The 23738-nt window shown below is 69.7% G+C and carries 17 protein-coding genes; 9 read left to right on the top strand and 8 right to left on the bottom strand.

All coding sequences use genetic code 11. The annotated features are described in order from the left end of the window. Positions 1–80: 80 nt before the first annotated feature. Positions 81–1634, bottom strand: a complete 1554-nt coding sequence (locus ACWCPI_RS09545) for an MFS transporter (RefSeq protein ID WP_451037564.1) — start codon at positions 1632–1634, stop codon at positions 81–83. Between the two features lie 78 nt (positions 1635–1712). Between ACWCPI_RS09545 and ACWCPI_RS09540 the strand changes: the two genes are divergently transcribed. Further along, entirely contained in the window at positions 1713–2369 is a 657-nt protein-coding gene (locus ACWCPI_RS09540; protein WP_451037563.1) for a TetR/AcrR family transcriptional regulator, read from the top strand. Positions 2370–2409: 40 nt separating this feature from the next. On the opposite strand, the gene rffA is transcribed toward ACWCPI_RS09540, so the two are convergent. Together rffA and ACWCPI_RS09530 are read right to left on the bottom strand one after the other, a co-directional pair. Next, positions 2410–3603 (bottom strand): dTDP-4-amino-4,6-dideoxygalactose transaminase, encoded by a 1194-nt coding sequence (gene rffA / locus ACWCPI_RS09535; protein ID WP_451037562.1) that lies wholly within the window; start codon positions 3601–3603, stop codon positions 2410–2412. After that, positions 3600–4844, bottom strand: a complete 1245-nt coding sequence (locus ACWCPI_RS09530; RefSeq protein ID WP_451037561.1) for a nucleotide disphospho-sugar-binding domain-containing protein — start codon at positions 4842–4844, stop codon at positions 3600–3602. The genes rffA and ACWCPI_RS09530 overlap by 4 nt, the downstream gene beginning before the upstream one ends. 207 nt (positions 4845–5051) lie before the next feature. On the opposite strand from ACWCPI_RS09530, the gene ACWCPI_RS09525 reads away from it, so the two are divergent. Then, on the top strand, positions 5052–6173 hold the full coding sequence (locus ACWCPI_RS09525; protein ID WP_451037560.1) for a DegT/DnrJ/EryC1/StrS family aminotransferase: 1122 nt from the start codon (positions 5052–5054) through the stop codon (positions 6171–6173). Here ACWCPI_RS09525 and ACWCPI_RS09520 read toward each other — a convergent pair. Then, entirely contained in the window at positions 6093–6920 is an 828-nt protein-coding gene (locus ACWCPI_RS09520; RefSeq protein WP_451037559.1) for an NAD-dependent epimerase/dehydratase family protein, read from the bottom strand. The genes ACWCPI_RS09525 and ACWCPI_RS09520 overlap by 81 nt on opposite strands. Positions 6921–7117: 197 nt before the next feature. On the opposite strand from ACWCPI_RS09520, the gene ccrA reads away from it, so the two are divergent. Next, positions 7118–8494 carry a crotonyl-CoA carboxylase/reductase gene (gene ccrA / locus ACWCPI_RS09515; RefSeq protein WP_451037558.1) on the top strand — a complete coding sequence of 459 codons (1377 nt, stop codon included), beginning with the start codon at positions 7118–7120 and terminating at the stop codon, positions 8492–8494. After that, on the top strand, positions 8491–9261 hold the full coding sequence (locus tag ACWCPI_RS09510; RefSeq protein WP_451037557.1) for a thioesterase II family protein: 771 nt from the start codon (positions 8491–8493) through the stop codon (positions 9259–9261). Before ccrA ends, ACWCPI_RS09510 begins: the two co-directional genes overlap by 4 nt. Before the next feature lie 136 nt (positions 9262–9397). On the opposite strand, the gene ACWCPI_RS09505 is transcribed toward ACWCPI_RS09510, so the two are convergent. After that, positions 9398–12568: a non-ribosomal peptide synthetase gene (locus ACWCPI_RS09505; RefSeq protein ID WP_451037556.1), complete on the bottom strand. Its 3171-nt coding sequence runs from the start codon at positions 12566–12568 to the stop codon at positions 9398–9400. 244 nt (positions 12569–12812) lie between these two features. On the opposite strand from ACWCPI_RS09505, the gene ACWCPI_RS09500 reads away from it, so the two are divergent. The 3 genes from ACWCPI_RS09500 (at position 12813) to ACWCPI_RS09490 (ending at position 17165) form a co-directional block, all read left to right on the top strand. Beyond that, the gene (locus ACWCPI_RS09500) at positions 12813–13634 is read left to right on the top strand and encodes a hypothetical protein (RefSeq protein ID WP_451037555.1); all 822 of its coding nucleotides are present in this window, start codon (positions 12813–12815) and stop codon (positions 13632–13634) included. A 179-nt stretch (positions 13635–13813) separates the two neighbouring features. Then, on the top strand, positions 13814–14137 hold the full coding sequence (locus ACWCPI_RS09495; RefSeq protein ID WP_451037554.1) for a hypothetical protein: 324 nt from the start codon (positions 13814–13816) through the stop codon (positions 14135–14137). Positions 14138–14303: 166 nt separating this feature from the next. Continuing rightward, positions 14304–17165 (top strand): helix-turn-helix transcriptional regulator, encoded by a 2862-nt coding sequence (locus ACWCPI_RS09490; protein WP_451037553.1) that lies wholly within the window; start codon positions 14304–14306, stop codon positions 17163–17165. 77 nt (positions 17166–17242) lie between these two features. Here the strand turns inward: ACWCPI_RS09490 and ACWCPI_RS09485 are convergent, their stop codons facing one another. From ACWCPI_RS09485 to ACWCPI_RS09475, 3 genes are all read right to left on the bottom strand, one after another. Further along, the gene (locus ACWCPI_RS09485) at positions 17243–18469 is read right to left on the bottom strand and encodes a cytochrome P450 family protein (RefSeq protein ID WP_451037552.1); all 1227 of its coding nucleotides are present in this window, start codon (positions 18467–18469) and stop codon (positions 17243–17245) included. Between the two features lie 39 nt (positions 18470–18508). Continuing rightward, entirely contained in the window at positions 18509–19846 is a 1338-nt protein-coding gene (gene rfbH, locus ACWCPI_RS09480; protein WP_451037551.1) for a lipopolysaccharide biosynthesis protein RfbH, read from the bottom strand. 65 nt (positions 19847–19911) lie between these two features. Further along, the gene (locus ACWCPI_RS09475; RefSeq protein ID WP_451037550.1) at positions 19912–21246 is read right to left on the bottom strand and encodes a cation:proton antiporter; all 1335 of its coding nucleotides are present in this window, start codon (positions 21244–21246) and stop codon (positions 19912–19914) included. 613 nt (positions 21247–21859) lie between these two features. On the opposite strand from ACWCPI_RS09475, the gene panD reads away from it, so the two are divergent. Continuing rightward, a complete protein-coding gene (panD, locus tag ACWCPI_RS09470) occupies positions 21860–22282 on the top strand; it encodes an aspartate 1-decarboxylase (protein WP_388806013.1) in 423 nt (140 codons plus the stop codon). 44 nt (positions 22283–22326) lie between these two features. Next, on the top strand, positions 22327–22674 hold the full coding sequence (locus ACWCPI_RS09465; protein WP_451037549.1) for a GNAT family N-acetyltransferase: 348 nt from the start codon (positions 22327–22329) through the stop codon (positions 22672–22674). Positions 22675–23738 lie beyond the last annotated feature (1064 nt).

The raw sequence follows: 23738 nt of genomic DNA, 5'->3' as shown, positions 1-23738 counted from the left end.
CCGCCCCTGGCGGAACGGCTCGCGGCGCCGGGCCCGTGCGAGCCAGGCGCCGCGAGCGGGGGAGTGGCGGCCTCGCCGTTTCAGGCGGCCGGGGCGGGGTCGGCCGCCGGGGTCCGCTCGCTGGGCGTGGGCTCCGGCAGGAAGAAGTACGTGATGGCGAGCGTGAGCGCCGCGATCCCCGCCCCGACCAGGAACACCGTGTTGGTGGCCGCCACCAGTGCGTCGACCACCCGGGGCTGGACGTCCGCCGGCAGTTCCTGGATCCGGGCGGCGCTCGGCTCGCCGCCCTGCGCGTCCTTGAGCGCGTCGGGCAGGTGCGAGGCGTACGAGCGGGCGAGGACCGTGCCGAGGATGGCTGTGCCGATGGCGCCGCCCAGCATCTGGCTGAACCGCACCGAGGTGATCGCCACGCCCATCTGCTCCTCAGGCGCGGTGAGTTGTACGGCCACCAGGGCAAGGCCCAGCACCTGTCCGAGGCCCGCGCCCAGGAGCAGCAGGGAGCCGTTGAGCAGCCAAGCGGAGGTGTCGGCCCGCAGCAGGCTCAGCAGTCCCATGGACACCGTCACCATGGTCATGCCGCTGACCATGACCTTCCGGAACCGGCCGGGTTTTTGCACCACACGGCCGGAGACGATCCCGGACACCGTCATGCCGACGGCCATCGGCAGCAGGTAGAGCCCCGCCTCGGCGGCACGCACGTCACGTGCCGTCTGGAGGTAGAGCGACACATAGACGACGGCACCGATGATGACCATGCCGGCGAAGAACTCCTGCGGGCTCGCCACCCGGAAGACCCGGTTGCGGAACAGGGTGAGCGGGAAGATCGGCTCGGGCGCGGTGAACCGGGACCACACTCCCTGCCGTACGAGCCCCTGCCGCAGGAGGAATGCGATCAGCAGCGCCAGCCCGGTGGCACCGAGCAGCAGGATGACGGGCGACCCCCAGGCGTACTGGTGACCGCCCCACTCGGTCAGCAGCAGCAGCGCACCTGCCGCGCCGGCGATCAGGCCCGCGCCGAGGAAGTCGATCCGCTCCGAGCCGCGCCGCTCCGGCAGACGCAGACAGGTGGCGACCAGCACCCAGGAGATCAGGCCCAGCGGCACGTTGATGTAGAAGATCCAGCGCCAGGAGAACTGGTCGGCGATGAATCCACCGGTCAGTGGTCCGACGACCACGCCGACGCCGACCATCACGCCGCCCATGCCGACGCCGGCGCCTCCGGTGGAGCCTCCCTCGGCCGTCTCCTTGGGCGGCCAGATGCTCATCACCATGATGAGCGTGACGCCCATCAGGCCACCGCCGCCGACGCCCTGGACAGCCCGGTACGCCACCAACTCGCCCATGCTCTGGGCCAGTCCGCACAGGGCGGACCCGGTCAGGAACGTGGCCAGCGAGAAGAGGTAGATCCGCTTGGGGCCGTACATGTCGCACAGCTTCCCGTAGAGCGGCTGGGTGACCGTGGCGGCCAGTCCGTACGCGGTGATCACCCAGGGGAAGGACTCGAGGCCGTGGTCGGGGTCAAGGCTCTTGGCTATCGGCCACACGGCCGTCGCCACCACGTTCGTGTCGACGATTCCCAGGATCATCGCGATGACCGCGCCGATCGTCGCCAGTCTCATCTGCGTCAGCGTCATGAAGAAAACTTAGCCGTGGAAAATCTATTTATCAAGTGCAAAAATTTACCGAGGTCAAGCGCATGGTAAGCTGGGGCCATGACTGAGGGTGCTGCGCCCGCCCCCGTTCTGGGGCTGCGGGAGAGGAAGAAGCAGGAGACGCGGTTCGCGATCTTCCGAGCCGCCATGGAGCTCTTCGTGGCCAAGGGGTTCGACCAGGTCTCCGTCGCCCAGGTCGCCGATGCCGCCAATGTCTCCAAGGTCACCGTCTTCAACTACTTCCCGACCAAGGAAGACCTGGTCATGGTGCCGATGGCGGAGCGGATGAAGGACCCGGGACGGCCGGTGCGCGAGCGCGCCCCCGGGGAGTCCGCGCTCTCGGCCCTGCGTCGGGAGTTCATCGCCGAACTGGACCGGCGCGAGTCGCACGTCGGCCTCAGCCCGGAGGGTCTCGACTTCATGCGGGTCGTCCGCGGCAGCGCCGCCCTGACCGGCCGGACCATGCTCCTCGAGCGCAAGAACGAGCTGGACCTCGCCGAGACCCTTGCCGCCGAAACCGGCGCCGGACCGGACGACATGACCCCCCATGTGGTGGCGGCCGCGGTCATGGGCGCCATCCATGCCGTCGTCGGGGAGAACTGGCGCCGGCTGGTCGCCGGGGAGCCCCCCGACGCCATCCACGCCGACGCCGTCGCCAACGCCGAACGGGCCTTCGCGATCCTCGAAGCCGGGCTCGGAGACTACGCGGTGCGCTGACCCTTGTCGCCGGGACAGCGCACGGCGGATCCCCGCGGTCTCAGGCCCCGGTCCGGAACGACGTGACCGCCGCGACGATCCGGTCCACGTCGGCCTCACTGAGCCCGGTGTACAGCGGAAGCCGGATCACCTGATCGGCCACACGCTCGGTGACCGGGCACCCTCCCGGCGCCGTACGCCCGTACCGCAGTCCGGCGGGCGCGCTGTGCAGCGGCTGGTAATGCGGGGTCGCCTGTACCCCACGCTCCGCCAGATGCCGCTGGAACGTGCCGCGCACCACCGGGTCCGGCGCCAGCAGGTAGTACAGATGAGCCGGATGCACACACCCCTGTGGCACCGCCGGCCGGCCGAAACCGGTTGCGGAGGCCCATTCCGCCAGCCGCTCCTGATACGCGTCCCACACCTGAAGCCGGCGCACCTGGATCGTGTCGAAGTTCTCCAACTGCGCGGTGAGGAAGGCGGCGAGCAGTTCGGACGGCAGATAGCTCGAACCCAGATCGACCCAGTGGTACTTGTCGATCGTGCCCCGGTAGTACTGAGTGCGGTTGGTGCCCTTCTCGCGGATGATCTCCGCCCGCTCGACCAGGTCCACCTGGTTGATCACCAGGGCGCCGCCTTCGCCGCAGTGAGCGTTCTTGGTCGAGTGGAAGCTCTGCGTCGCCAGCGCCCCGAACGCGCCGAGTGGAGTGCCGCGGTAACTCCCGCCCAGACCATGGGCGTTGTCCTCGATCACCATCAGGCCATGGCGCTCTGCGATCTTCATGATGGCGTCCATCTCGCAGGCGACCCCCGCGTAATGGACGATCACGATGGCCTTGGTCCGCTCCGTGATCGCCGCCTCCACGAGCCGCTCGTCGAGATTGAGCGTGTCCGGGCGGCAGTCGACGAAGACCGGCACCGCGCCGCGCAGCGCGTACGCGTTGGCCGTCGAGGGGAAGGTGAACGACGGCATGACGACCTCGTCGCCGGCCCGCAGGTCGAGCAGCAGCGCCGTCATGTCCAGCGCGTGCGAGCACGACGTGGTCAGCAAGGTGGCGGCGGCGCCGATCATCCTGGTGAGCACCGCGGTGGCACGTGCGGTGAAGGGACCGTCCCCCTCCAGCGTTCCGCTCGCCAGGGCGGCTTCCATGTGCGTCGTCTCGGCACCCGTCACATACGCCCGGTTGAAGGGGATGACGGTGCTGTCCGGGTCCTCCAGCAGGAGCTTCCCTCGGGCGCTGACCTCGTTGTTCACACAAGCTCCTCGATGCTCTTCAGGACCTGGGCGGGAGTGGGCTGGGCGAGGTTCTCCGCCTGCAGCTCCGCCGCGGCCTTGCGGACGGGCGAGTCGCCGAGCAGTGACGAGACGGCCGCCGCCACGTCGTCGGCGTCGATCGGATCGGCCGGCAGAGTCACGGCGGCACCCGCCCCGGTCAGGAGCCGCGCGTTGAACGTCAGACCGGGGTTGTACGGGACGACGACCTGCGGTACGCCGTAGTAGGCCGCAGTCAGCGTGGTGCCCGTCCCGCCGTGGTTCACCGCGACGGCGCAGGTCGGCAGGACCGCGTTCAACGGCAGGTCCACCACCACCCGTACGCCGTCGGGCACGGGCCCGATTCCCTCGCGGTCGGCGGCGCGCACGGCCACCACCGTCTCCACGCCCAGCTCTGAGAGCGAGGTGATCAGCGGAGTGAGCGGATGGGCGGCGCCGGGCTCATGGGACACCGTGTTCAGCGTCAGCCACGACAGGCACACCCGCGGCCGGTCGGCCGGTACCCGTAGCCAGTCCGGCACCGGGGCCGAGCCGTTGAACGGCAGATACCGGGCTGCGAGACGACCGGGCACCCGGGCCGGCTGGAGGCTCGGGGGACCGGGGTCCACCGTGCCGACACCGTGGTGGGCGGCCGGTTCCACTGCGAACCGGCCGTAGAGCTCGCGCAGTTGTCCCGGCCAGTTCTCCGGGTCCGCACCGTAGCCCGGGAAATCGGTCAGCGTGGCCGGCTGCGGTCCCCACAGGTGGTGAACCAGGGGTGCGCCCGCCACCGCCGCCACCAGGGGTGCCACCATGGTGATCGGATCCGACACCACGAGGTCGGGACGCCAGGCGCGGACGAACGTGACGAGTTCGTCGACCATCGCGAACGCCGTCCGGACATGGGGCTCGACCCGTAGCTCCGCATACCGGCGGAACGCCTCCGGGGACATCGCCGAGACGTCACCGGAAGCGGTGGGTCCCTCCCCGGTCTCCCGCCGCACCGCTTCCCCCGCCGCGGTGATATTGGCCATCAGGTCGTAGGAAGCGCCCACCGGAATGGCGTTCAGTCCCGCCCGGACAATGGAATCCACCACGGGTGGTTGACCCGCGATGTACACGTCGTGGCCGGCGCTGCGAAAGGCCCAGGCCAGCGGAACCATCGGAAAGAGATGGCTGGGTACGGCAGCTGGAATAAAAAGTACGCGCATCGCCGCTCCAAATTCGCCGGTGTCGTACACCACGGCACCAGCGGTCGCTAAAAGGCGGACGAAGCGCGGCTAAACCCGCATTCGCAGGGCGAGACCTGGCAGGTCCGAGCGTGTACTGTCGGCGGAGCCCGCTGCCGCGTGGCTCATTCCCGCGGTATCTGGCACTTACGTCTCTTTCAACGGTATGGTGCCGAAGAACCGTGCGACACCCATCCGGGACTCGAATCGTGAGGAGCCTCCGTGGCCATTCGCATATGGGATTACCTGGCTGAATACGACGAAGAGCGGAGCGATATTATCGACGCCGTGGAAACGGTGTTCTCCTCCGGTCAGCTCATTCTCGGTCAGAGCGTCGAGGGATTCGAACGGGAATTCGCCGCCTACCATGGCGTCCCGTACTGCACAGGCGTGGACAACGGCACCAACGCTCTCAAGCTGGGCCTGGAGGCCCTCGGCGTCGGACCGGGCGACGAAGTCGTCACCGTCTCCAACACCGCGGCGCCGACCGTGGTCGCCATCAGCGGCACCGGGGCGACACCGGTCTTCGTCGACGTCCGTGAGGAGGACTTCCTCATGGACACCGAGTGCGTCGCCGAGGCGATCACGGCCCGTACCAAGGCACTGCTGCCGGTGCACCTCTACGGTCAGTGCGTCGACATGGCGCCGCTGCGGCGGCTCGCCGACGAGCACGGCCTGAAGCTCCTGGAGGACTGCGCCCAGGCCCACGGCGCCCGCCGCGACGGCCGGATCGCCGGCTCCATGGGCGACGCCGCCGCATTCTCCTTCTATCCGACCAAGGTCCTCGGTGCCTACGGGGACGGCGGCGCCGTCATCACCTCCGACGCAGAAACCGACCACGCGATGCGGCAGTTGCGCTACTACGGCATGGAGGAGGTGTACTACGTCGTCCGCACCCCGGGCCACAACGCCCGCCTGGACGAGGTCCAGGCCGAGATCCTGCGTCGCAAACTCGGCCGGCTCGACCGCTACATCGAAGGCCGCCGCCGGGTGGCCCGACGCTACGCCGAGGGCCTCGCGGACCTCGCCGGGCCGGGCGGGCTGCTCCTGCCCGAGGTGACCGAGGGCAACGAACACGTCTACTACCTCTACGTGGTCCGCCACCCCCGGCGGGACACGATCATCGAGGAGTTGAAGAAGCACGACATCGCGCTGAACATCAGCTACCCGTGGCCCGTGCACACGATGACGGGCTTCGAGCACCTCGGCTACGCCAAGGGGGACCTGCCCGTCACCGAGCGGCTCGCGGACGAGATCTTCTCCCTACCGATGTACCCCACCCTGCCCGAGGCGGCTCAGGACCGGGTCATCGACGCCCTGCGCGACGTGCTGTCCAGGTTCTGACGGCGGCGTCTGCCGTTCCGTGACGTACCGGTCGAGCAGCACGTTCAGGTACGGCAGACCGCCGGGCGGGCACGCCGCGGGCACCAGCCGGCGCAGCTTCTCCACCGAGACCACGGTCCGGTTGAACGGCACCTCGACGATCTCCCGGGTGGCGGCACAGCCGAGCCTGGCCTCCACGCCGTCCACGATGTCCTCGATCCGATACGCGGTCCCGGAGGCGACGTTGACGATCTCGTTGCGAATCCCCGCCGCCAACAGGCCGTCCAGGGCAGCCACCACGTCACGGACGTCGATCAGATCGCGGTGCACACCGCGGAACAGCTGGACCCGGCCGGAGCGGATCTGGCGCATGAGCGAGGTCAGCAACTGGTGCCCCCGCTGGCCCGGACCGACCGTGTGGCTCAGCCGCAGTGTCAGCCAGTCCGTTCCGCTCTCGCTGAGCTCCTGCTCCATGGCCAGCTTGTGCCGTCCGTAAGGGGACGAGGGAGTCACCGCGTAGGTCTCGTCCGCGGCCGTGTCAGGGCTGCCGTACATGGCGTGCGACGCGCTCGACAGGAACACGAGCAGCCGGCCTGCCCGGCGGCACCGCTCGGCCTGCTCGCGCAGCAGCTCCGCCTCACGCCGGAACTGCACCGGGGAATCGGCCACCGTGGTGGACACACCCGCCGCCAGCACCGTGGCGCGAGGATGGCGGTCGATGACCGGCTCCAGGTTGTGGGCCAGGAAGCCTTTCCCGACAACTTCCATCAGCGGATCTCCTCGCACCGAGCAGGGTTGCACATCGTCACAGCAGGGTCTCAGCCCCGCTCCGTGGGCGAAAACCCCTAGATCCCCCAGTCCCCCCGAGTCCGAAGAACCCCAGGCGAACGTAGGGGTTCTGCCGTGGCCCACCTACTCACCGGCGTCCGACGCAGGGACGCCACGACCCAACGTTGGGGAACCGAATGCAAGAGATCATCAGCGCCGTCCTCTCCGGTGACGCGGTCTCGGACGACTTCACCGCGCTGCCGCTGCCCGAGTCCTACCGCGCGAACGTCGTCCAGAAGGAGGACGTCGGGATGTTCGAGGGCACTCCGTCCCGCGACAAGGACCCGCGCAAGTCGCTCCACGTCCAGGACGTGCCCACGCCCGAGCCCGGGATGGGCGAGGCGCTCATCGCGGTCATGGCGAGCTCCGTCAACTACAACACGGTGTGGTCGTCGATCTTCGAGCCGCTGCCGACGTTCGGCTTCCTGGAGCGGTACGGCAGGCTGTCGCCGCTGGCCGCGCGGCACGACCTGCCCTACCACGTCCTCGGCTCCGATCTGGCGGGGGTGGTCCTGCGCACCGGCCCCGGGGTGAACGCCTGGAAGCCGGGCGATGAGGTCGTCGCGCACTGTCTGTCGGTCGAGTTGGAGGCGTCGGACGGCCACGGCGACACCATGCTCGACCCCGAGCAGCGCATCTGGGGCTTCGAGACGAACTTCGGCGGCCTGGCGGAGATCGCGCTGGTGAAGTCCAACCAGCTGATGCCGAAGCCCGCGCACCTGAGCTGGGAGGAGGCCGCAGCGCCCGGTCTGGTGAACTCCACGGCCTACCGCCAGCTTGTCTCCCGCAACGGCGCCGGTATGAAGCAGGGCGACAACGTCCTCGTCTGGGGCGCGAGCGGCGGACTCGGCAGCTACGCGACCCAGTTGGTGCTGGCGGGCGGCGCCAACCCCATCTGTGTGGTGTCGAGTGAGCGCAAGGCGGAGATCTGTCGCTCGATGGGCGCCGAGGCGGTCATCGACCGCGGCGCCGAGGGCTACAAGTTCTGGAAGGACGAGAACACCCAGGACCCCAGGGAGTGGAAGCGCTTCGGCAAGCGTATCCGCGAACTGACGGGTGGTGAGGACGTCGACATCGTCTTCGAGCACCCGGGCCGCGAGACCTTCGGCGCGAGCGTGTTCGTCACGCGCAAGGGCGGCACCATCACCACCTGCGCCTCGACCTCGGGCTACATGCACGAGTACGACAACCGCTACCTGTGGATGTCCCTGAAGCGGGTCGTCGGCTCGCACTTCGCCAACTACCGCGAGGCCTGGGAGGCCAACCGGCTCGTCGTCAAGGGGAAGATCCACCCGACGCTGTCGAAGGTCTACCCGCTGGAGGAGACCGGTCAGGCGGCGTACGACGTGCACCGCAACCTCCACCAGGGCAAGGTCGGCGTGCTCTGCCTCGCCCCCGAGGAGGGCCTGGGCGTACGCGACGAGGAGACGCGCGCCAAGCACATCGACGCCATCAACCGCTTCCGGACCGGCCGCGGCCCGACACCGGCACACGAGGAGGAGTTCAGCGCATGACGGCATCAGGGAACCCCGCAGGGGAGTGGGTCCGCCGCTTCCACCCGTTCGACAGCGCGGCGGTGAGACTGGTGTGCTTCCCCCACGCGGGCGGCGCCGCCAGCTACTTCTACTCGCTCTCCGAGACTCTCGTGCCCGCCGTGGACACGGTCGCCCTGCAGTATCCGGGCCGGCAGGACCGGTTCGCGGAGGGGTGCGTCGAGACTCTCGCCGAGCTCGCCGACCGTGCCTTCGCCGCGCTGGCCGGGTGGGACGACCGCCCCTTGGCCTTCTTCGGGCACAGCATGGGCTCGATCGTCGCCTTCGAGGTGGCTCGCCGGTTCCAGGACCGTGGAAACCCCCCGGCCCGGCTGTTCGCGTCCGGGTACCCGGCCCCGTCCCGGCTGCGTGGCGGCACCGTACACCTGAGAGACGACGCCGGTCTCGTACGGGAGCTGACCGAGGCCGGCGGCACCGATCCGGTCTGGCTCGACGACGAGCACCTGCTCGCCTCGATCCTCCCCGCCGTCCGCGGCGACTACCAGGCCGTCGAGACCCACCCCCGCACCCCCGGCGTGCGGCTCGACTGCCCCGTCACGATGCTGGTCGGGGACACCGATCCGCACACCACGGTCGACGAGGCGGCGGCCTGGGGGGACCACACGTCGCGGGAGTTCGACCTCCGGGTCTTCCCCGGCGGTCACTTCTACCTGGACCAGCACGGACCGGAGGTGGCCGACACCCTGGCGACCTCGCTGCAGGCCCTGACCCGCACCGGCTCCGCATGAGGTGAGGGGTGTGCGACGCCGCTCGGGACGGTCCCGTGACCGTCCCGAGCGGCTTTCTTCTCATGCTTTCCCTTACACGCCCCGTACGTGCCTCGCGCGTACTTCCGTGCGATCAGTCGTGCGAGTTCTTACGCGATCAGCTGTCCCCGGCGGAGCGGATGTGAGCCGCGAGTGCCACCGGTGTCGGCGCGGCGAACAGATCGCCGAGTTTCAGGGGCACACCGACCGCCTCCTCGATCCGCTGCACCAACTGGGCGCCGAGCAGCGAATGCCCGCCGCTGGTGAAGAAGTTGGACTCGGGTGCCACCTCGTCCCGGCCGAGCAACTGCTGCCAGAGCCCCATCAACGTCCGTATCAGCTCGTCGGCCTCCTCGCCGGGCTCCGCGTCCACTGCCCGCTCCGCGCCCTGCTCCGCACCCCGCCCGGGGGCCGCTTTGGTGCCCGCCCGGCCGGTGGCCAGCGCTTCGAGCGCGGGGTAGTCGACCTTCTCGTTGGCAGTGGTCGGCAGTGACTCCAGGACGACGAAGTCCTGCGGGATCGCCGAGCGCGGCAGCTCCGAGCGCGCGTGTTCCCACAGCTCATCGGTGATGTCCCGGCCGTCCGCGGCCGCCTCGACGAACGCCACGAGACGGCCGTCGGCGCTGCGGTCCCCGACCACCACTGCGGCGACGGCCCTGACGCCGGGTCGGGCCGCCAACGTCGCCTCGACCTCCCCCAGTTCGATGCGGTTGCCGCGCAGCTTGACCTGCCGGTCCGCCCGCCCGAACAGCTCCAGGGTGCCGTCCGGGCGCCACCGGCCCAGGTCGCCGGAGCGGTAATAGCGGCCGTGCACGGGGTGCTCCCCGAACCGTTCGGCGTTCAGGTCGGGCCGGCCGTGGTAGCCGAGAGCGACACCGTCCCCCGCGATGCACACCTCGCCGCTGACACCGATGGGCAGCTCCCTGCCGTCCGGCCCCATGACCATGACGCGGGTGTTCCAGATCGGTACGCCGATGTCCAGCCGGCCGTCCAGCCGAGCGGGCAGTACTCCCCAGGTGCACCAGGTCGTGGTCTCGGTCGGACCGTAGGCGTGGTGCACCTCGCAACCCGTGGCGAGCAGCCGCTCGGCGAGCGGAACGGGCACGGGCTCCGCGCCGATGACCACCCGGCGCCCCGCGAGGCGGTCGGCCACCTGGTCCAGGACGAGCCGCATGGTCGTCGGCGTGGCCTGGACGATGCCCGGGTCATGGCGTTCTATCAACTCCCGCAGCACCGCACCGTCGGTGCGCGCCTCGTCCGGTGCGACCACGATGTGGCCGCCCGAGTAGAGCGGGACGTAGTGCTCCAGGTTGGCCATGTCGAAGGCGAACGTGGTCATCCACAGCGTCGCGTCGCTCGCGGTGGCACGCAGCCGCACGGTGTAGTCGGCCGCGATGTTCGAGACGGCGCGATGCGGGATGACGGCGCCCTTGGGCCGCCCGGTCGACCCAGAGGTGTAGATGAGGTAAGCCGGGGAGCCGGGGTCGATCCGGCTCGGCACGTCGATCTCGGGCAGGTGTGCGGCGGCCTCGGCAACCGGCGGCAGCGCCAGTGTGACCACGTCCTCGTCAACCGGCCCCGGCAGGTCGCGGTCGGTCAGCACGACCTTCGCACCGGAATCCGAGAGCAGATACGCCACGCGGTGCGCGGGATGCTCCGGGTCCACCGGCAGATACGCGGCCCCCGCCAGCCAGGTGCCGAGCACGGCGGCGGTCAGGGACGCGCTGCGCGCCGCGGCGAGCGCGACGACGTCCCCGGCGCCGACCCCGGACGTGGCGAGCAGGTCGCGCACGCGCAGGGCCGAGTGCCACAGCCTGCCGTACGTCACATAGACATCGCCCTGTCGAACCGCCACCGCGTCCGGGGTGTCGAGGGCATGCCGGCGTACGGCCTCCACGACGTTCGGAGGATCGAAGGCGCGGGCCGTGTCGTTCGCCGCCTCGATGACCGCCCGGTCCTGGTCGTTCCAGATCCGCAGGCCCCCGGTCGGCCGGTCCACGTCCTCGCCGAAGGACAGCAGCAGGGCCTCGTAGCGCAGCAGGAGCGCCCGTACGCCGTCCTCGTCCAGCTTCTCCGTGGAGTAGCGGGCGGTGATCCGGACGGCGTCGGCCGAGGACGCGACGAAGAACTCCAGGTCGAACTTGCTGTAGCCGCTCTCGACGACCACCGGCCGGGCCCGCTGGCCGGACACCTCGAACTCCGCCTTGCCCAACTGAGGGAAGTAGTTGAACAGATGACGGCAGAGCCTGTTCCGCCAGGATGCCCCGGCGCGCGGGACCAACTCGGAGACACTGTCGACCGGCACGTCAGCGTGGGACAGCGCGGCGAAGTAAGTGTCGCGGGCTTTGCGCACCAGCGTGCGGAAGCTGTCGGCCGGGTCGACGAGGACCCGCAGGGGCAGGACGTTGGTGTGGTGACCGACGGTGCGGGGGGCCTCCCTGGGGCGCACGCTCACCGGGGAGCCGACGGTGATGTCGGGACCGGCTCCGTGCGCCGCGAGGAGCAGATCGAACGCCGCGAGCAGCACGACGGCCTCCGGTGCCCGCACCTGAAGGGGCAGCCGTTTCACGACGGCCACCGCCTCGGGGGACAGGGAATGGGTGATCTGATCGCCCTTCAGCGTCGGGTCCGCCGCGTCCGGCGCGGTGCACCACAGGTCGAGGGAGGACGGGTCGAAGTCCGCCATCCGGCCGCGCCAGAAGTCGAGGCTCGCCGGCGACGGCTCCGGCTCGTGGAAGGCGGGGACCACGGTCAGCAACTCCCCGGCCGGGGGCCGGCCGGCCACTGCCGCCTCGTAGGCGGTCAGCAGCTCTTCGAGGAGGACGGTGCCGGAGATGATGTCGTAGACGAGATGGTGGAACGCCAGGCAGACGACATCGCCGTCGGGGTGGTGGAACAGGCCTGCGCGGACCAGCGGGCGTCCGTCGAGGACGAAGCGCCGGGTGACGAACGGCCGCAGCGCCCGGTCCATCTCCTCGGGCGCCGCGGAGAAATCGTCGAACTCGGATATTCCGACGGAGAACTCGTCGGCCGGCACGACGTTCTTCACGAGCTCGGCACCGGTCGCGAAATAGACGGTACGGAGAACCTCATAGCGGTTGAGCAGGATTGTGAGGGCCTTGTGCAGAGCCGGAGCGTCCAGCTTGCCGTCGACCTGGAATGCCAGCGCCAGATTGTTGGCCGCGCTTTCGGGAACGAGCCGCTCCAGCAGCCACATGGCCTCTTCCTTGCGCGTGGCCACGGAAAATGCGCTGGCGGCTCGGGCGGTGGGCTTCGCTGCGGGTTCCACGTGGGTTCCTCTCCTGCGGGGTCGCACGGCCGACGCGGCGCGCGGGGCGCTGTCAGGCGTAGCCTGTCAAAAGCAAGATATGAGAGTCGCGCCAAGAGCGGATACCCCTACCTGTTACGGGAATTGAGGCCGTGGAACACTACTCTGGACAAGGGTCCGCATAGGGGCAGTAGGGGCTGTCCCGCGCTATCCGGTGGGTTCTACACTCGTCGTCGCTCCAGCCGTCTGCGAACAAGGGATGACGATGACGGAAACAGCGGCATGGAAGATTTTGAGCGACAGCGACCCGTCGGGGTCCGTGGTCCTGGCCGTGGACTTCGACACCACAGGACGGCCCGAGGCGCGGTTCACCGACCTGGTGGCTCACCTCAAGGTCGCCGCGACCGTCTGGGAGACCGTGCCGCCGGCCGCGGGCAGTGCGTTCACCGCGTCGGGCGCCGGCTACATCGATCAGTGGGCGCGCAAGCCGGCGGAGGAACGCCCCCATGTGAAGGCGCTGCTGGGATTCTGCGCTGGTTCCGTGTATGCCGCCGCGCTGGCGGAGCGCATCGCCCAGTGGCAGGCGAACGAGCCCCTGCTGGTGCTGTTCGACCCCGAACTGTCCACGGCGCAGACGCTGATGTGGCAGTTCCAGAAGGTCACCGGGTTCATGAACTCCGTGCTGCCGGCGCAGGACATCGCCGAGGCCCGGGAGATCGGCCGGCGCGCCTACGAGCAGACCGAGGACCTCGGTGACCTGAAAGACGCACTGATCTCCCTGATGTGGGACTTCGGCGAACCGGCGCTCGCCAAAGCCGGGTTGGACGAGAAGCGCCGGGCGGAGCTCTTCGAGGTCTTCGCCACGTTCCTGAACTACCTTGCCGCAGCCGGCGACATCGACCCGCGCGAGCGCTGGCGCTCCGCCGTCGCGTTCAGCTCCAACACCCCGCTGAGCGGCCTCAACGCGATGCGGTCCGCGGGTACGGAGGTGACGGTGGCGCGCGAGATCAGGTGCGACGTGGACCACGGCGGCATGCTCGCCGATCAGTCGCTGGCAGCCACTGTCTCCGAGCTGCTGAGCGAGTAGGCGGTACGCCGTCCGGCCCCGAGGGGGCAAGGGGCGCCCGGAGCCTTGCCGGCCCTGGGCGCCCCTACGGCTTTAGAGAGAGACAATGCCCGCTTCCTAGCCTGAAGTCGATCGAGCACACCACTACTCGTACGGATGAACGCCGCATGAGCGTCATGCGGCGCGGGGCAGGGGGCACGATGAGCATCGCGGGTGACTGGCAGATCCAGGTGCACACACCGAAGGGCGACTTCGAGTGGGTGCTGTCCATCGTCGAGACGGCCGACGCTTTCACCGGAACGCTCGACATGGTCGAGAGCAAGGTCGCCCTCGAAGAGGGCGCGGTCGACGGAGACCAGTTGACGTGGAAGTCCACGCTGCGCAAACCGCAGGTCCTGAGGTTCTCCGGCCGGGCCACAGTCGACGGTGACAGGATCAGGGGTGAGTTCCGCATGGGTGCGTTCGGCACCCGTTCCTTCGGCGGCAGGCGGGTGAGCCCCGCGCCCACGGCGATTCCCGAGTAACGGAATCCTGCCCCCCGCTTATCCGGCCGCCGGAAAATTTCGCACCAGCAGTGGATCACTCGCTTCCGAGGCCCTACCCGTATGGCAGACTCGCAAAGGCTTGGTCAAGTCGTCAGGGGGTTTCCGGCCCCGGGCTGTACGCGTCGTCGTGAGATGCGGGGGAATCATGCACTTAGTCGGAAGGGAAAGAGAGCTCAAAACCCTACGGCGGTTGTTCACCGAGGGGAAGAAGGGAAGTGTTCAGCTGGCGGTCGTATCGGGGGCCGTGGCCAGTGGAAAATCTGCTCTGTTGCACGCCTTTGCGCGAGAAGTCGTCAGTGAAGGCGCCGTATTTCTTCAGGCGACCGGCTCGCGGACCGAACGGGCCCTGCCGCTCGGAGTGATCGGCCAAATTATAGCGAGTTCCGCGCCTTTTGCGGAGAACGATGACAACGTCCGGCGTCTGACGGAGGCGGCGACACACAGTATTTCCACTGCGGAGGCAAAAGGGCCTCGGTCGTTATGGGAATCGCAAACCGATGTGACCGGCGGATTAGATGTGCGTGCGCCGTCCGTGGTGAGCCAGGCGCTCTATGCGCTCAGCAATCGCGCACCGGTGGTCATAGGAGTCGACGACGTCCACTATGCGGACGTGCTGTCACTCGAGGCACTCCTGTATCTCATACGGCGGGCCAGTCTGCGCCCCGCACGGGTGTTTCTCGTCCTCAACCGATGTGACGAACCGGAATTCAGTCATCCCCGTTTCGACGCGGAGCTCCTGCGCCACCCGCACTGTCACCAGATCCGGCTGAAACTGCTTTCCAGGGACGGTGTCGCCGAGATCCTCGCCGAGGACCTGGGCATGCGCGCCTCGCGTCGTGTCGCGGCCTCGTGCCACGACGCGACCGGCGGCAACCCCTTGCTGGTCCACGCCATGCTGGAGGACCACCATGCCGAGGCCCGGGCACCGGGGGCCGAGCTGATCCCGGGTGACGCCTTCGCGCGTGCGGTCTCCGCCTGTCTCTACCGCGGGGCCCCGCTGACCCTGAACGTGGCGCGGGCGATGGCGGTGATGGGCAAGCACGCGACCCTGCCCGTCCTCACCGACGTCCTGGGTTCCGACCCGGAGTCGCTGGCCCGGGCCATCAGCGCCCTGCACGGCCTCGGACTGCTCCGCTCAGGGCGGTTCCGCCACGACGCCGCCCGCGAGGCCGTCCTGTGGTCCCCGGACGGCGCGGACCGCTCCGACCTGCACGGCGAGGCCGCCCGCGTACTCCATGAGCACGGGGCGTCGGCCACCGTGGTGGCCCAGCACCTGTCCAGCGCCGGACGGGCCGACGGCGACTGGACCGTACCCGTGCTGCGGGAGGCCGCCGACGAGGCGCTCGCCGCGAACGATTCCGACTCCGCCATCGCCTGGTTGCGGATGGCCGGCCGTGCCTCGACCGACGAACGCGAGCAGGCGGCCATCACCGCGGCACTCGTGCGCGCCAAGTGGCGCGGCAGCCCGGAGGCGGCCCTGCCGTACATGCCGGGCCTGAGCGCCGCCGCACTCGACAACCGGCTGGAGTTCCGTGACGCCGTCGCGCTGGTCGGGCATCTGCTCTGGTTCGGCCAGACGGAACAAGTCCTCGACATCCTCGAGGCCATGCAGCGGCACGGCAGCGGCACCACCAAGGAACTCGACCCGATCCGAATGGGACTCGGCTGGGCGTTTCCGGGGCTCTTCGCCCGTCACCGGGTGGGTCACGTCAACTCTGGGCTCGAGGCGCACGCCCCGGCGGCCCGGATCTCCACCGGCAACGCCTTGTACGTGAGCCCGGTGCTTCCGCAGAGCGCCGGGGACGACGCGCTGGGCGCCGCCGAGCAGACCCTGCTCGGGGCCAGACTGGACGACCACACCCTGCCGACACTCTCCGCCGCCCTGGTGTCGCTCATCCACCTCAACCAGCTCGACAGGGCCGTGCACTGGGGCGACTCCCTGCTGCGGCAGGCGGCGCAGCGGCGGGCCTCGATGTGGCAGGCACTCCTGGCCAACCTGCGCGCGTTCATCGACATCCGTCGGGGACGGATGGCCACGGCCGAGCGGTTCGCCCGGGACGCACTGACCCTCGTCTCTACCAAGAGCTGGGGCGTGGCCGTGGGATCGCCGATCGCCAACATGGTGCTCGCGGCCACGGCCCTGGGGAAGCTCGACAGCGCCGCGGCCTACCTGAGCATCCCGGTGCCGGAGGCCATGTTCGACACCATGGGTGCTTTGCACTATCTGCAGGCCCGGGGCCGCTACCACCTGGCCATGGACTGTCCGCACGCCGCCCTCTCGGATTTCCAGGCCTGCGGCGACCTGATGATGAAGTGGGAGCTCGACGACCCCCGTCTCGTCGCATGGAGGACGGACGCCGCACAGGCGTCTGCGGCGCTCGGCCACACCAACCAGGTGCGGGATCTGCTCACCGAGCAGCTGGCCGGCGCGTCGCCCGACGACTTCCGCACACGTGGCGTATCGCTGCGCATCCTCGGGGCCGTCGAGAAGGCGGAGGACTCCACGGCGCTCCTCGGCGAGGCCGTCGAGAACCTCCGCGAATCCGGCGACCTCTTCGAACTGGCCCTGGGCCTGGTGGAGCTCGCCCGCACGCACGATGGCCGCGGACACCGGGACGAGGCCCGTGAGCTGACCCGGATGGCCCGCGGCCTGGCCGAGAAGACGGGCGTCGAGCTGGTCGGCGTCCCCTCCCACAGGAGGACGCCCGGAGGGACGGCACCACGGCCCTCGGGCGCTCCCGAGGGGCCACCCGTCGGGACCGACCGGCGTTCGCAGCTGACCGATGCGGAGCTGAGGGTCGCGGTGCTCGCTGCCCGGGGGAAGTCGAACCGGCAGATCGCCGCCAAGCTGTTCATCACCATCAGTACGGTCGAACAGCATCTGACCAGCGTGTACCGCAAGCTCAACGCCAAGCGGCGCACCGATCTGTCCACTGAGCTCCAAAGCGTCCTGGTCACGGGCGGGAACGAGCTGCCGCCCACAGGCCCGGAAACGCCCACGGCGTGACAACCGCAGGCCCGGCTCCCGGTTTCACACCGGGCTCCGGGCCTGCGGCGGAGCCCGAAGGCGCCGCGCTGCGTTGCTCAGCCGAGGGCGACCCGCACCGGAAGGGCCGTAAGGCTCCGCATGACGATGCTCTGCCGATAGCGCAACTCCTCCGGGGCCACGGCCAGTTCAAGGGTGGGGAAGCGGCGCAGCAGCGTGCCGATGGCCAGCTCGCCCTCCAGCCGCGCCAGTGGTGCGCCGATGCAGTGGTGGATACCCCGGCCGAACGCGATGTGGCGGTTGCCGCCCTGGCGCGTGATGTCCAACCGGTCGGCGTCGGGGAACGCCGCCTCGTCCCGGTTGGCGGAACCGAGGATGACGTTGACGAAGCTCCCCTTCGGCACGGGCGTGCCGGCGATCTCCATGTCCTCCACAGCCCAGCGGGCGGTGGCGCGCTCCAGCGGGGCGTCGTATCTCAGGAACTCCTCGATCGCCTCCGGCAGCAGCTCGGGGGAGTCCCGCAGCAGCTTCAGCTGTTCGGGGTGGCGCAGCAGAGCGAGCGTCCCGTTGGCGATGAGGTTCACCGTGGTGTCGTGACCGGCGATGATCATGAGGATCGCGGTGCCGATCAGTTCCTGTGGGGACAGCTTGTCGTCGCCCTCGGCCGCGGCCAGCGCGCTGAACAGGTCATCGCCGGGGGCGGCCTTCTTGGCCCCCATCAGCTCGGCCAGATACGCGCTGAACTCCTGGACCCCCTCCGCCTTGCCCGGTGTGCCGAGCGGCAGCAGTACGGCCTGCGACCATGCTCGGAACTTGTCCTTGTCGGCCAGCGGAATGCCCAGCAGATCGGCGATGACGGTCATGGGCAGCGGGAAGGCGAACTCCGTGAGCAGGTCCACCACGCCCTGCCCGTCGGACAGCCGGTCCGCCATGCCGTCGACGAGTTCGTCCGCCGTCCGCTGGATGCGCTCGCGCATCACCTCGACCCGCCTGGCGGTGAATTCCCTGGCGAGCAGCCCGCGGAGCCGGGTGTGCTCGGGTGGATCGCTGGCGAGCATGTGACCGGCCAGGTTGGAGCCGCCCTCCTTGGGCAGCGGAGCGCCGCTGGCGGCCAGCATCGCCGCACCGTGCTTGGGGTTCTTCCCGAGCCGGACGTCGTTCAGAGCCGCCCGGGCGTCCTCGTACCGCGTGACGAGGTACATCTCCATCCCGTTGCCCTGGCGGACCTTGGCCACCGGGCACTCCCGCCGCAGCTCCGCGTAGTACGGGTAGGGGTCGCCGCCCGCGTCCCCGGCGGCGTCGTGTCGCGGATTCCGTTCAGTCATGACAGCAGTACCTCCTCGGTGAAGTGGATGGCGCGCCGGTCAGGCCGGTACGCCGGCGCCGCTCCCACGACGGCGATAGGCGGCCTCGACGAACTCGCGGACCGAGTCGGCCAGGTAGTCGACCATCTCGGCGGTGAGCCGGGGGTGGACGCCGATCCAGAAGGTCCGCTCGGTGATGATGTCGCTGTTCGTCAGATCGCCCGCGATGCGGTGCGGCCGGTCCTGGAAGGCTGGATGGCGCGTGAGGTTTCCGCCGAAGAGGCGACGGGTCCCGATGTTCCGCCCCTCCAGGAACGCGACCAGCTCGTCGCGGGTGAACGGGGCGTCGTGCGCGACGGTCAGGACGAAACCGAACCAGCTGGGGTCGCTGTGTGCGGTCGGACGCGGCATGAGCAGGCCCGGCAGGTCCTCGATCGCGTCGTGCAGCTGCCGCCAGTTCCGCCGGCGGGCCCGGCCGAAGTCGTCCACCTTGGTCAGCTGTGTCAGCCCCAGCGAGGCCTGCAGGTCCGTCGACTTCAGGTTGTAACCGACGTGGGAGAAGATGTACTTGTGGTCGTAGCCGTACGGCAGCGTCCCCATCTGGTACCCGAAGCGCTTACGGCACTTGTTGTCCTCGCCCGGCTCGCACCAGCAGTCCCGACCCCAGTCGCGCAGCGACTCCACGATGCGGGCCAGCGCGAGGTTGTTGGTGAGGACACAGCCACCCTCACCCGTGGTGATGTGATGCGCGGGATAGAAGCTGATGGTGCTCAGATCCCCGAAGGTGCCGGTGAGCCGCCCCTTGTACGTCGACCCCACCGCGTCGCAGTTGTCCTCGACGTGGAACAGCTCCCGCTCCTCGGCCAGCCGGGCGATCTCCTCGACCGGGTACGGGTTGCCCAGCGCGTGCGCGATCATGATGGCCTTGGTCTTCGGCCCGATCGCCGACTCGATCCGCTCGACGGTCGTGTTGTACGTGCCGAGTTCGATGTCGACGAAGACGGGAACCAGGCCGTTCTGCAGGATCGGATTGACCGTCGTCGGAAACCCGGCCGCCACGGTGATGACCTCGTCGCCGGGGCGTAGTTTCCGGTCCCCCAGCAGGCTGGAGGTGAGCGAACTCAGCGCGAGCAGGTTCGCCGAAGAACCCGAATTCGTCAGATGTGCCTTGCGCAGCCCGAGGTAGCGGGCCATGGCGCTCTCGAACCTGCGGGACGCCGCGCCCGCTGTCAGGTTCAGATCCATGGCCGCCTCGACCACGGCCACCCGGTCGTCCTCGTCGAGCACGGCCCCGGCCGACAGCAGCGGCGTGACGCCTGGAACGAAGGGCTGGACGGCCGATTGTTCCTGGTGGTACTTGCGGATCTGGTCCAGCACCAGGTTCTTCAGTTCGCTCACAGTCGTCCTTTCACCGGCCTGTGCAAGTCCGCGCGCCACGCTAACCACGTCGGCTCAAGGCCCTCTTAAGGGCGCGTAACCCGGTCGTGCGCGGGATCCCGGCTTCCGGCGTCCCGCTGCTTCGGGCCGGTCGCGGCGTCCTGGCCCCGCTCGATCAGGGTCAGCAGCGGCCCGGCCATCAGCGTGGTGACCAGCGCCATGATCACCATGGCGGTGAACAGCCTGGTGTCGATGACGCCCAACGCCAGCCCCACGTTGAGGATCACCAGCTCCGTGAGCCCTCGCGTGTTGATCAGCACACCGAGCGTCGCCGCCTCTCGCGCGGGCGCCCCCGTCAGCCGGGCCGCGCCTGCCGCCCCGGCGAACTTGCTCACGCACGCGACCAGGAGCACCGCAACCACCATCAGCACACCCTGCGTGCCCAACCCCTGGACATGCACCGACAACCCCGTGACCGTGAAGAACACAGGGAGCAGCAGCAGGCTGGCCTGTTCGATGCGCTCGGGTACCTCCGGCGTCTGCGCGTCGATGTGCCGGCGCGGCACGGCGAGACCGAACACGAAGGCACCGAAGACCGTGTGCAGCCCGATGGCGTGCGTCGCCCACGCGCTCAGCAGTAGACCCGTGATCAGCAGCACATGGGTCAGATGCGCGTTGCCTCCCCAGCGCCGCTCGGGCGCCAGCAGCCTGTTCAGCCCCGGCCGTACGACGAAGACCATGACCAGGAGGAACACCGCGGACTCCAGCGCCATCCGCACCAGAAAGCCGGAGCCGGTGGAGTTCACGACGACCACGACACCCGCCAGGATGCACCAGGCGAGGAGGTCCTCCAGCGCCGCGCAGGCGAGTGCCAGCGTGCCGACGCGTCCTTTGGCCAGACCTCGCTCGGTGATGATGCGCGCCAGCACCGGAAAAGCGGTGATGGACATGGCCGCGCCCAGGAACAACGCGGGACCGAGCCCCTCCGTGGTCTTCAGCTCCGACCGATCGACCCAGGGCTGGAGTGCCACGGCGAGACCCGAGCCCATCGCGAAGGGCAGTGCCACCGAGCCGAGGGACACCACGGTCACCTGCCGGCCGCTCCTGCGCAGCTGACCGATGTCCAGGTGATATCCGACGCCGAACATGAACAACACCAGGCCCAGTTGGGCCAGCACCTGTAGATACGGTCTGACCTCTGCCGGGAACAGCACAGCGGGAAGGTCCCCCGGGAGCAGCCCGAGGAGACTGGGGCCGAGCGCGATCCCAGCGACGATCTCCCCCATCACGCTCGGCTGGCCCACCTTCCGGGCGGCCCAGGCGAACAGGCCGGCCGTCGGGATGAGAACCGCCAGGGCGGTCAGCACACTCGCGGTGACCGATGCGGCAGATCCGGCGCTCAGTACTATGTGCGATTCCATAGCGGATGAACTCCCTGAGTCGGGGTGGCGTGTTCGGGCATGGCACGGCCGGCAGCGGAAGAAGGGGCCGCGCGAAGCCGACGTGATGTCCTGAAAGGCTCACCACCGCCCGGGATCCGCGGGCGGTCGGTGGTCCGGCCGAGGCGAGCCGGACCTGCGTGCCGCGGCCGGATCTGTTCGACGGCGCGCTGTATCTCCTCATGGTGGACATGCGGGTCGCTCAAGGCTGAACGGCCTCCCCTTTCGGTGAGGCCTGAACGAGCGATTTGAGACTGGCAGCGACAAATTGGCCGGACAACCCCTGTCCGGCCCCTGCCGGACCCCGTAGAGCACGACATCGACGTCGTCACGGATGACCGCCAGGAACCGGCCATGTAGGGGTAGTTACCCCTACCGTCCGCGCAGGTGTGAGGAGGCTACGTGGTCACGGCGGCCGGCTTGGCCGGACAGCGCGGCTCGGTGGACGAGGGCGAGTGGGCCGACGCCGACCGTTGTTGCGTGGGGCGCAAGAAGCGATGTTCCTCACAATCGTCGACCGGGACGTGCCCGTGTAGAGTGAAGACCGCCCTTGACCTGCACAAAGCAGGCAGGGAGCCGTCTTCCAGGAGTCCAGATGCTGCGTACTCTGTTCAAGTCCAAGATCCACCGCGCCACCGTCACCCAGGCCGACCTGCACTACGTGGGATCGGTGACCATCGACGCGGACCTTCTCGACGCCGCCGACCTGCTGCCCGGCGAGCTGGTACACATCGTCGACATCACCAACGGCGCCCGTCTGGAGACGTACGTCATCGAGGGCGAACGCGGCTCGGGGGTCGTCGGCATCAACGGTGCCGCCGCCCATCTCGTGCACCCCGGTGACCTGGTGATCATCATCAGCTACGCTCAGATGACCGATGCCGAGGCTCGGGAGTACGAACCGCGGGTCGTGCACGTGGACGGTGCCAACCGCATCGTGGCCCTGGGCGCCGACCCTTCCGAGCCGGTGCCCGGCTCCGATCAGGAGCGCAGCCCGCAGGCCGTGCCGGTGGCCTGACACCGGCCGCTCGGCCCGGACGGACAACGGACCAGGAGCGTGCCATGAGCAGCGAGACGAAGATCCGCGACGACCGGCCGGCCGGCCGCCTGGAGGCAGTCCAGGGGGACGAAGTGGTCGGCCACATCGAGTACTTCGTCCTCGAAGCCCCGGCACGCGCCCTGGTCCCGGTCCACACCATCGTGGAACCGGCCCACGAGGGGCAGGGCATCGCCGGGTCCCTGGCACGTGAGCTGTACGGCACGGCGGCGCGCGAAGGAGCCGTCGTGGCGCCGCTGTGCCCGTACGTCGCCAAGTGGGCCGAGCGTCACCCCGACGAGGCCCCCGTGGTCGCCCCCGCAGTGCTGGAGGCCGCGAAGGACTGGCTGCGGGCGCATCCCGGCCGCTTCTGACGCCGGCCCTGCTGCACTGCTCGCCCCCTGCACGTCCCCGCCTTCGACGCACCGTGCGACGAAGACCGTCCGGGCCTGGAACTGCGGCACTTCGTCGACGAGGAGCCGTGCAGCCGCAGCCCGCGGCGAGGGACCGAGGCCGTCGCGAAGGGCGTTCGCGAGGCTCCGCGCCGGGCCGTGTCGGGCGTGTGCTCGACCCGGTCGTCGTCCTCGCCACGGTGCGGAGCACGGTGGTCCGACCGAGCCCCTGGCCGAGGAGGAGACGCAACGCGCCGACCGTTGCGTCGACGTACGGGCCCGCCTCGTCGAGGGCGCCGGGGAGCGCTTCGAGGCGGTGACACGGAAGGCCGGCTGCGCCCAGCCGGTGTGGCCACCGCCGACGACCTCGCGGACGCAGCGCCGTCGTCGTCCTGGCGCAGGCGCCCGTGGCCCCCGCTCTGCACCTGACAACGCCTCGGTCACGGTCCTGTCCGGTCCACGCCGGGGCCGGAGGCGGTGCGGGGCTGGTGAGCCGGGGGAGCGGCCCCGTGGGGGGAGTGACGCTGGATCCGGGTCCGGTCTGTCACGTTCCTGCCGTCGATGACCCACCTGGCCGCCCGCATTGACGCCGGGTGAGTGACTGGTGGCTCGGCCCCCGGGTACGCGGGGGAGTAGTCCAGAGCCGACGCGACCCATGGGCTGGAGGACGCCATGACGAACCCTTACCCGGACCCCGTCCATCCGGGACCGACCCCGGGCCCGGAGCCGGTGCCGCCCCCGGAGCCCCACCCGGTCCCGCCCCCGGAGCCGGGACCCGCCCCCGAACCGCCGCCCACGCCGGGGCCGCCCCCACCGTCACCGCCGGGCCCCACACCGCCGCCCAACCCGACACCCCCGAGCCCGACCCCGCCCCCGGGCCCCTCCCCGTCCCCGATCCCGCCGGGACCGGAGCCGGTGCCGAACCCGGAGCCGGGTCCGCCGCTGAGCTGAGCGGCGGCGGGCGGTGACCGCCGCGTGGTGGGCGACCGGACGACGGCGCCCACCACGCGACACGTCAGGGACAGGGGCCTGGCCTTCGGAGTGTC

Source organism: Streptomyces sp. NPDC001920, assembly GCF_053594495.1.
This window is presented reverse-complemented; position numbering and strand designations above follow the sequence as displayed.

What these genes read in the sequence shown, in the direction of transcription:
- ACWCPI_RS09545 (WP_451037564.1), bottom strand. Translation starts at nt 1,634, where the DNA reads ATGACGCTGACGCAGATGAGACTGGCGACGATCGGCGCGGTCATCGCG.
- ACWCPI_RS09540 (WP_451037563.1), top strand. Translation starts at nt 1,713, where the DNA reads ATGACTGAGGGTGCTGCGCCCGCCCCCGTTCTGGGGCTGCGGGAGAGG.
- ACWCPI_RS09520 (WP_451037559.1), bottom strand. Translation starts at nt 6,920, where the DNA reads ATGGAAGTTGTCGGGAAAGGCTTCCTGGCCCACAACCTGGAGCCGGTC.
- ccrA (WP_451037558.1), top strand. Translation starts at nt 7,118, where the DNA reads ATGCAAGAGATCATCAGCGCCGTCCTCTCCGGTGACGCGGTCTCGGAC.
- ACWCPI_RS09510 (WP_451037557.1), top strand. Translation starts at nt 8,491, where the DNA reads ATGACGGCATCAGGGAACCCCGCAGGGGAGTGGGTCCGCCGCTTCCAC.
- ACWCPI_RS09500 (WP_451037555.1), top strand. Translation starts at nt 12,813, where the DNA reads ATGACGGAAACAGCGGCATGGAAGATTTTGAGCGACAGCGACCCGTCG.
- ACWCPI_RS09495 (WP_451037554.1), top strand. Translation starts at nt 13,814, where the DNA reads ATGAGCATCGCGGGTGACTGGCAGATCCAGGTGCACACACCGAAGGGC.
- ACWCPI_RS09490 (WP_451037553.1), top strand. Translation starts at nt 14,304, where the DNA reads ATGCACTTAGTCGGAAGGGAAAGAGAGCTCAAAACCCTACGGCGGTTG.
- ACWCPI_RS09485 (WP_451037552.1), bottom strand. Translation starts at nt 18,469, where the DNA reads ATGACTGAACGGAATCCGCGACACGACGCCGCCGGGGACGCGGGCGGC.
- ACWCPI_RS09475 (WP_451037550.1), bottom strand. Translation starts at nt 21,246, where the DNA reads ATGGAATCGCACATAGTACTGAGCGCCGGATCTGCCGCATCGGTCACC.
- panD (WP_388806013.1), top strand. Translation starts at nt 21,860, where the DNA reads ATGCTGCGTACTCTGTTCAAGTCCAAGATCCACCGCGCCACCGTCACC.
- ACWCPI_RS09465 (WP_451037549.1), top strand. Translation starts at nt 22,327, where the DNA reads ATGAGCAGCGAGACGAAGATCCGCGACGACCGGCCGGCCGGCCGCCTG.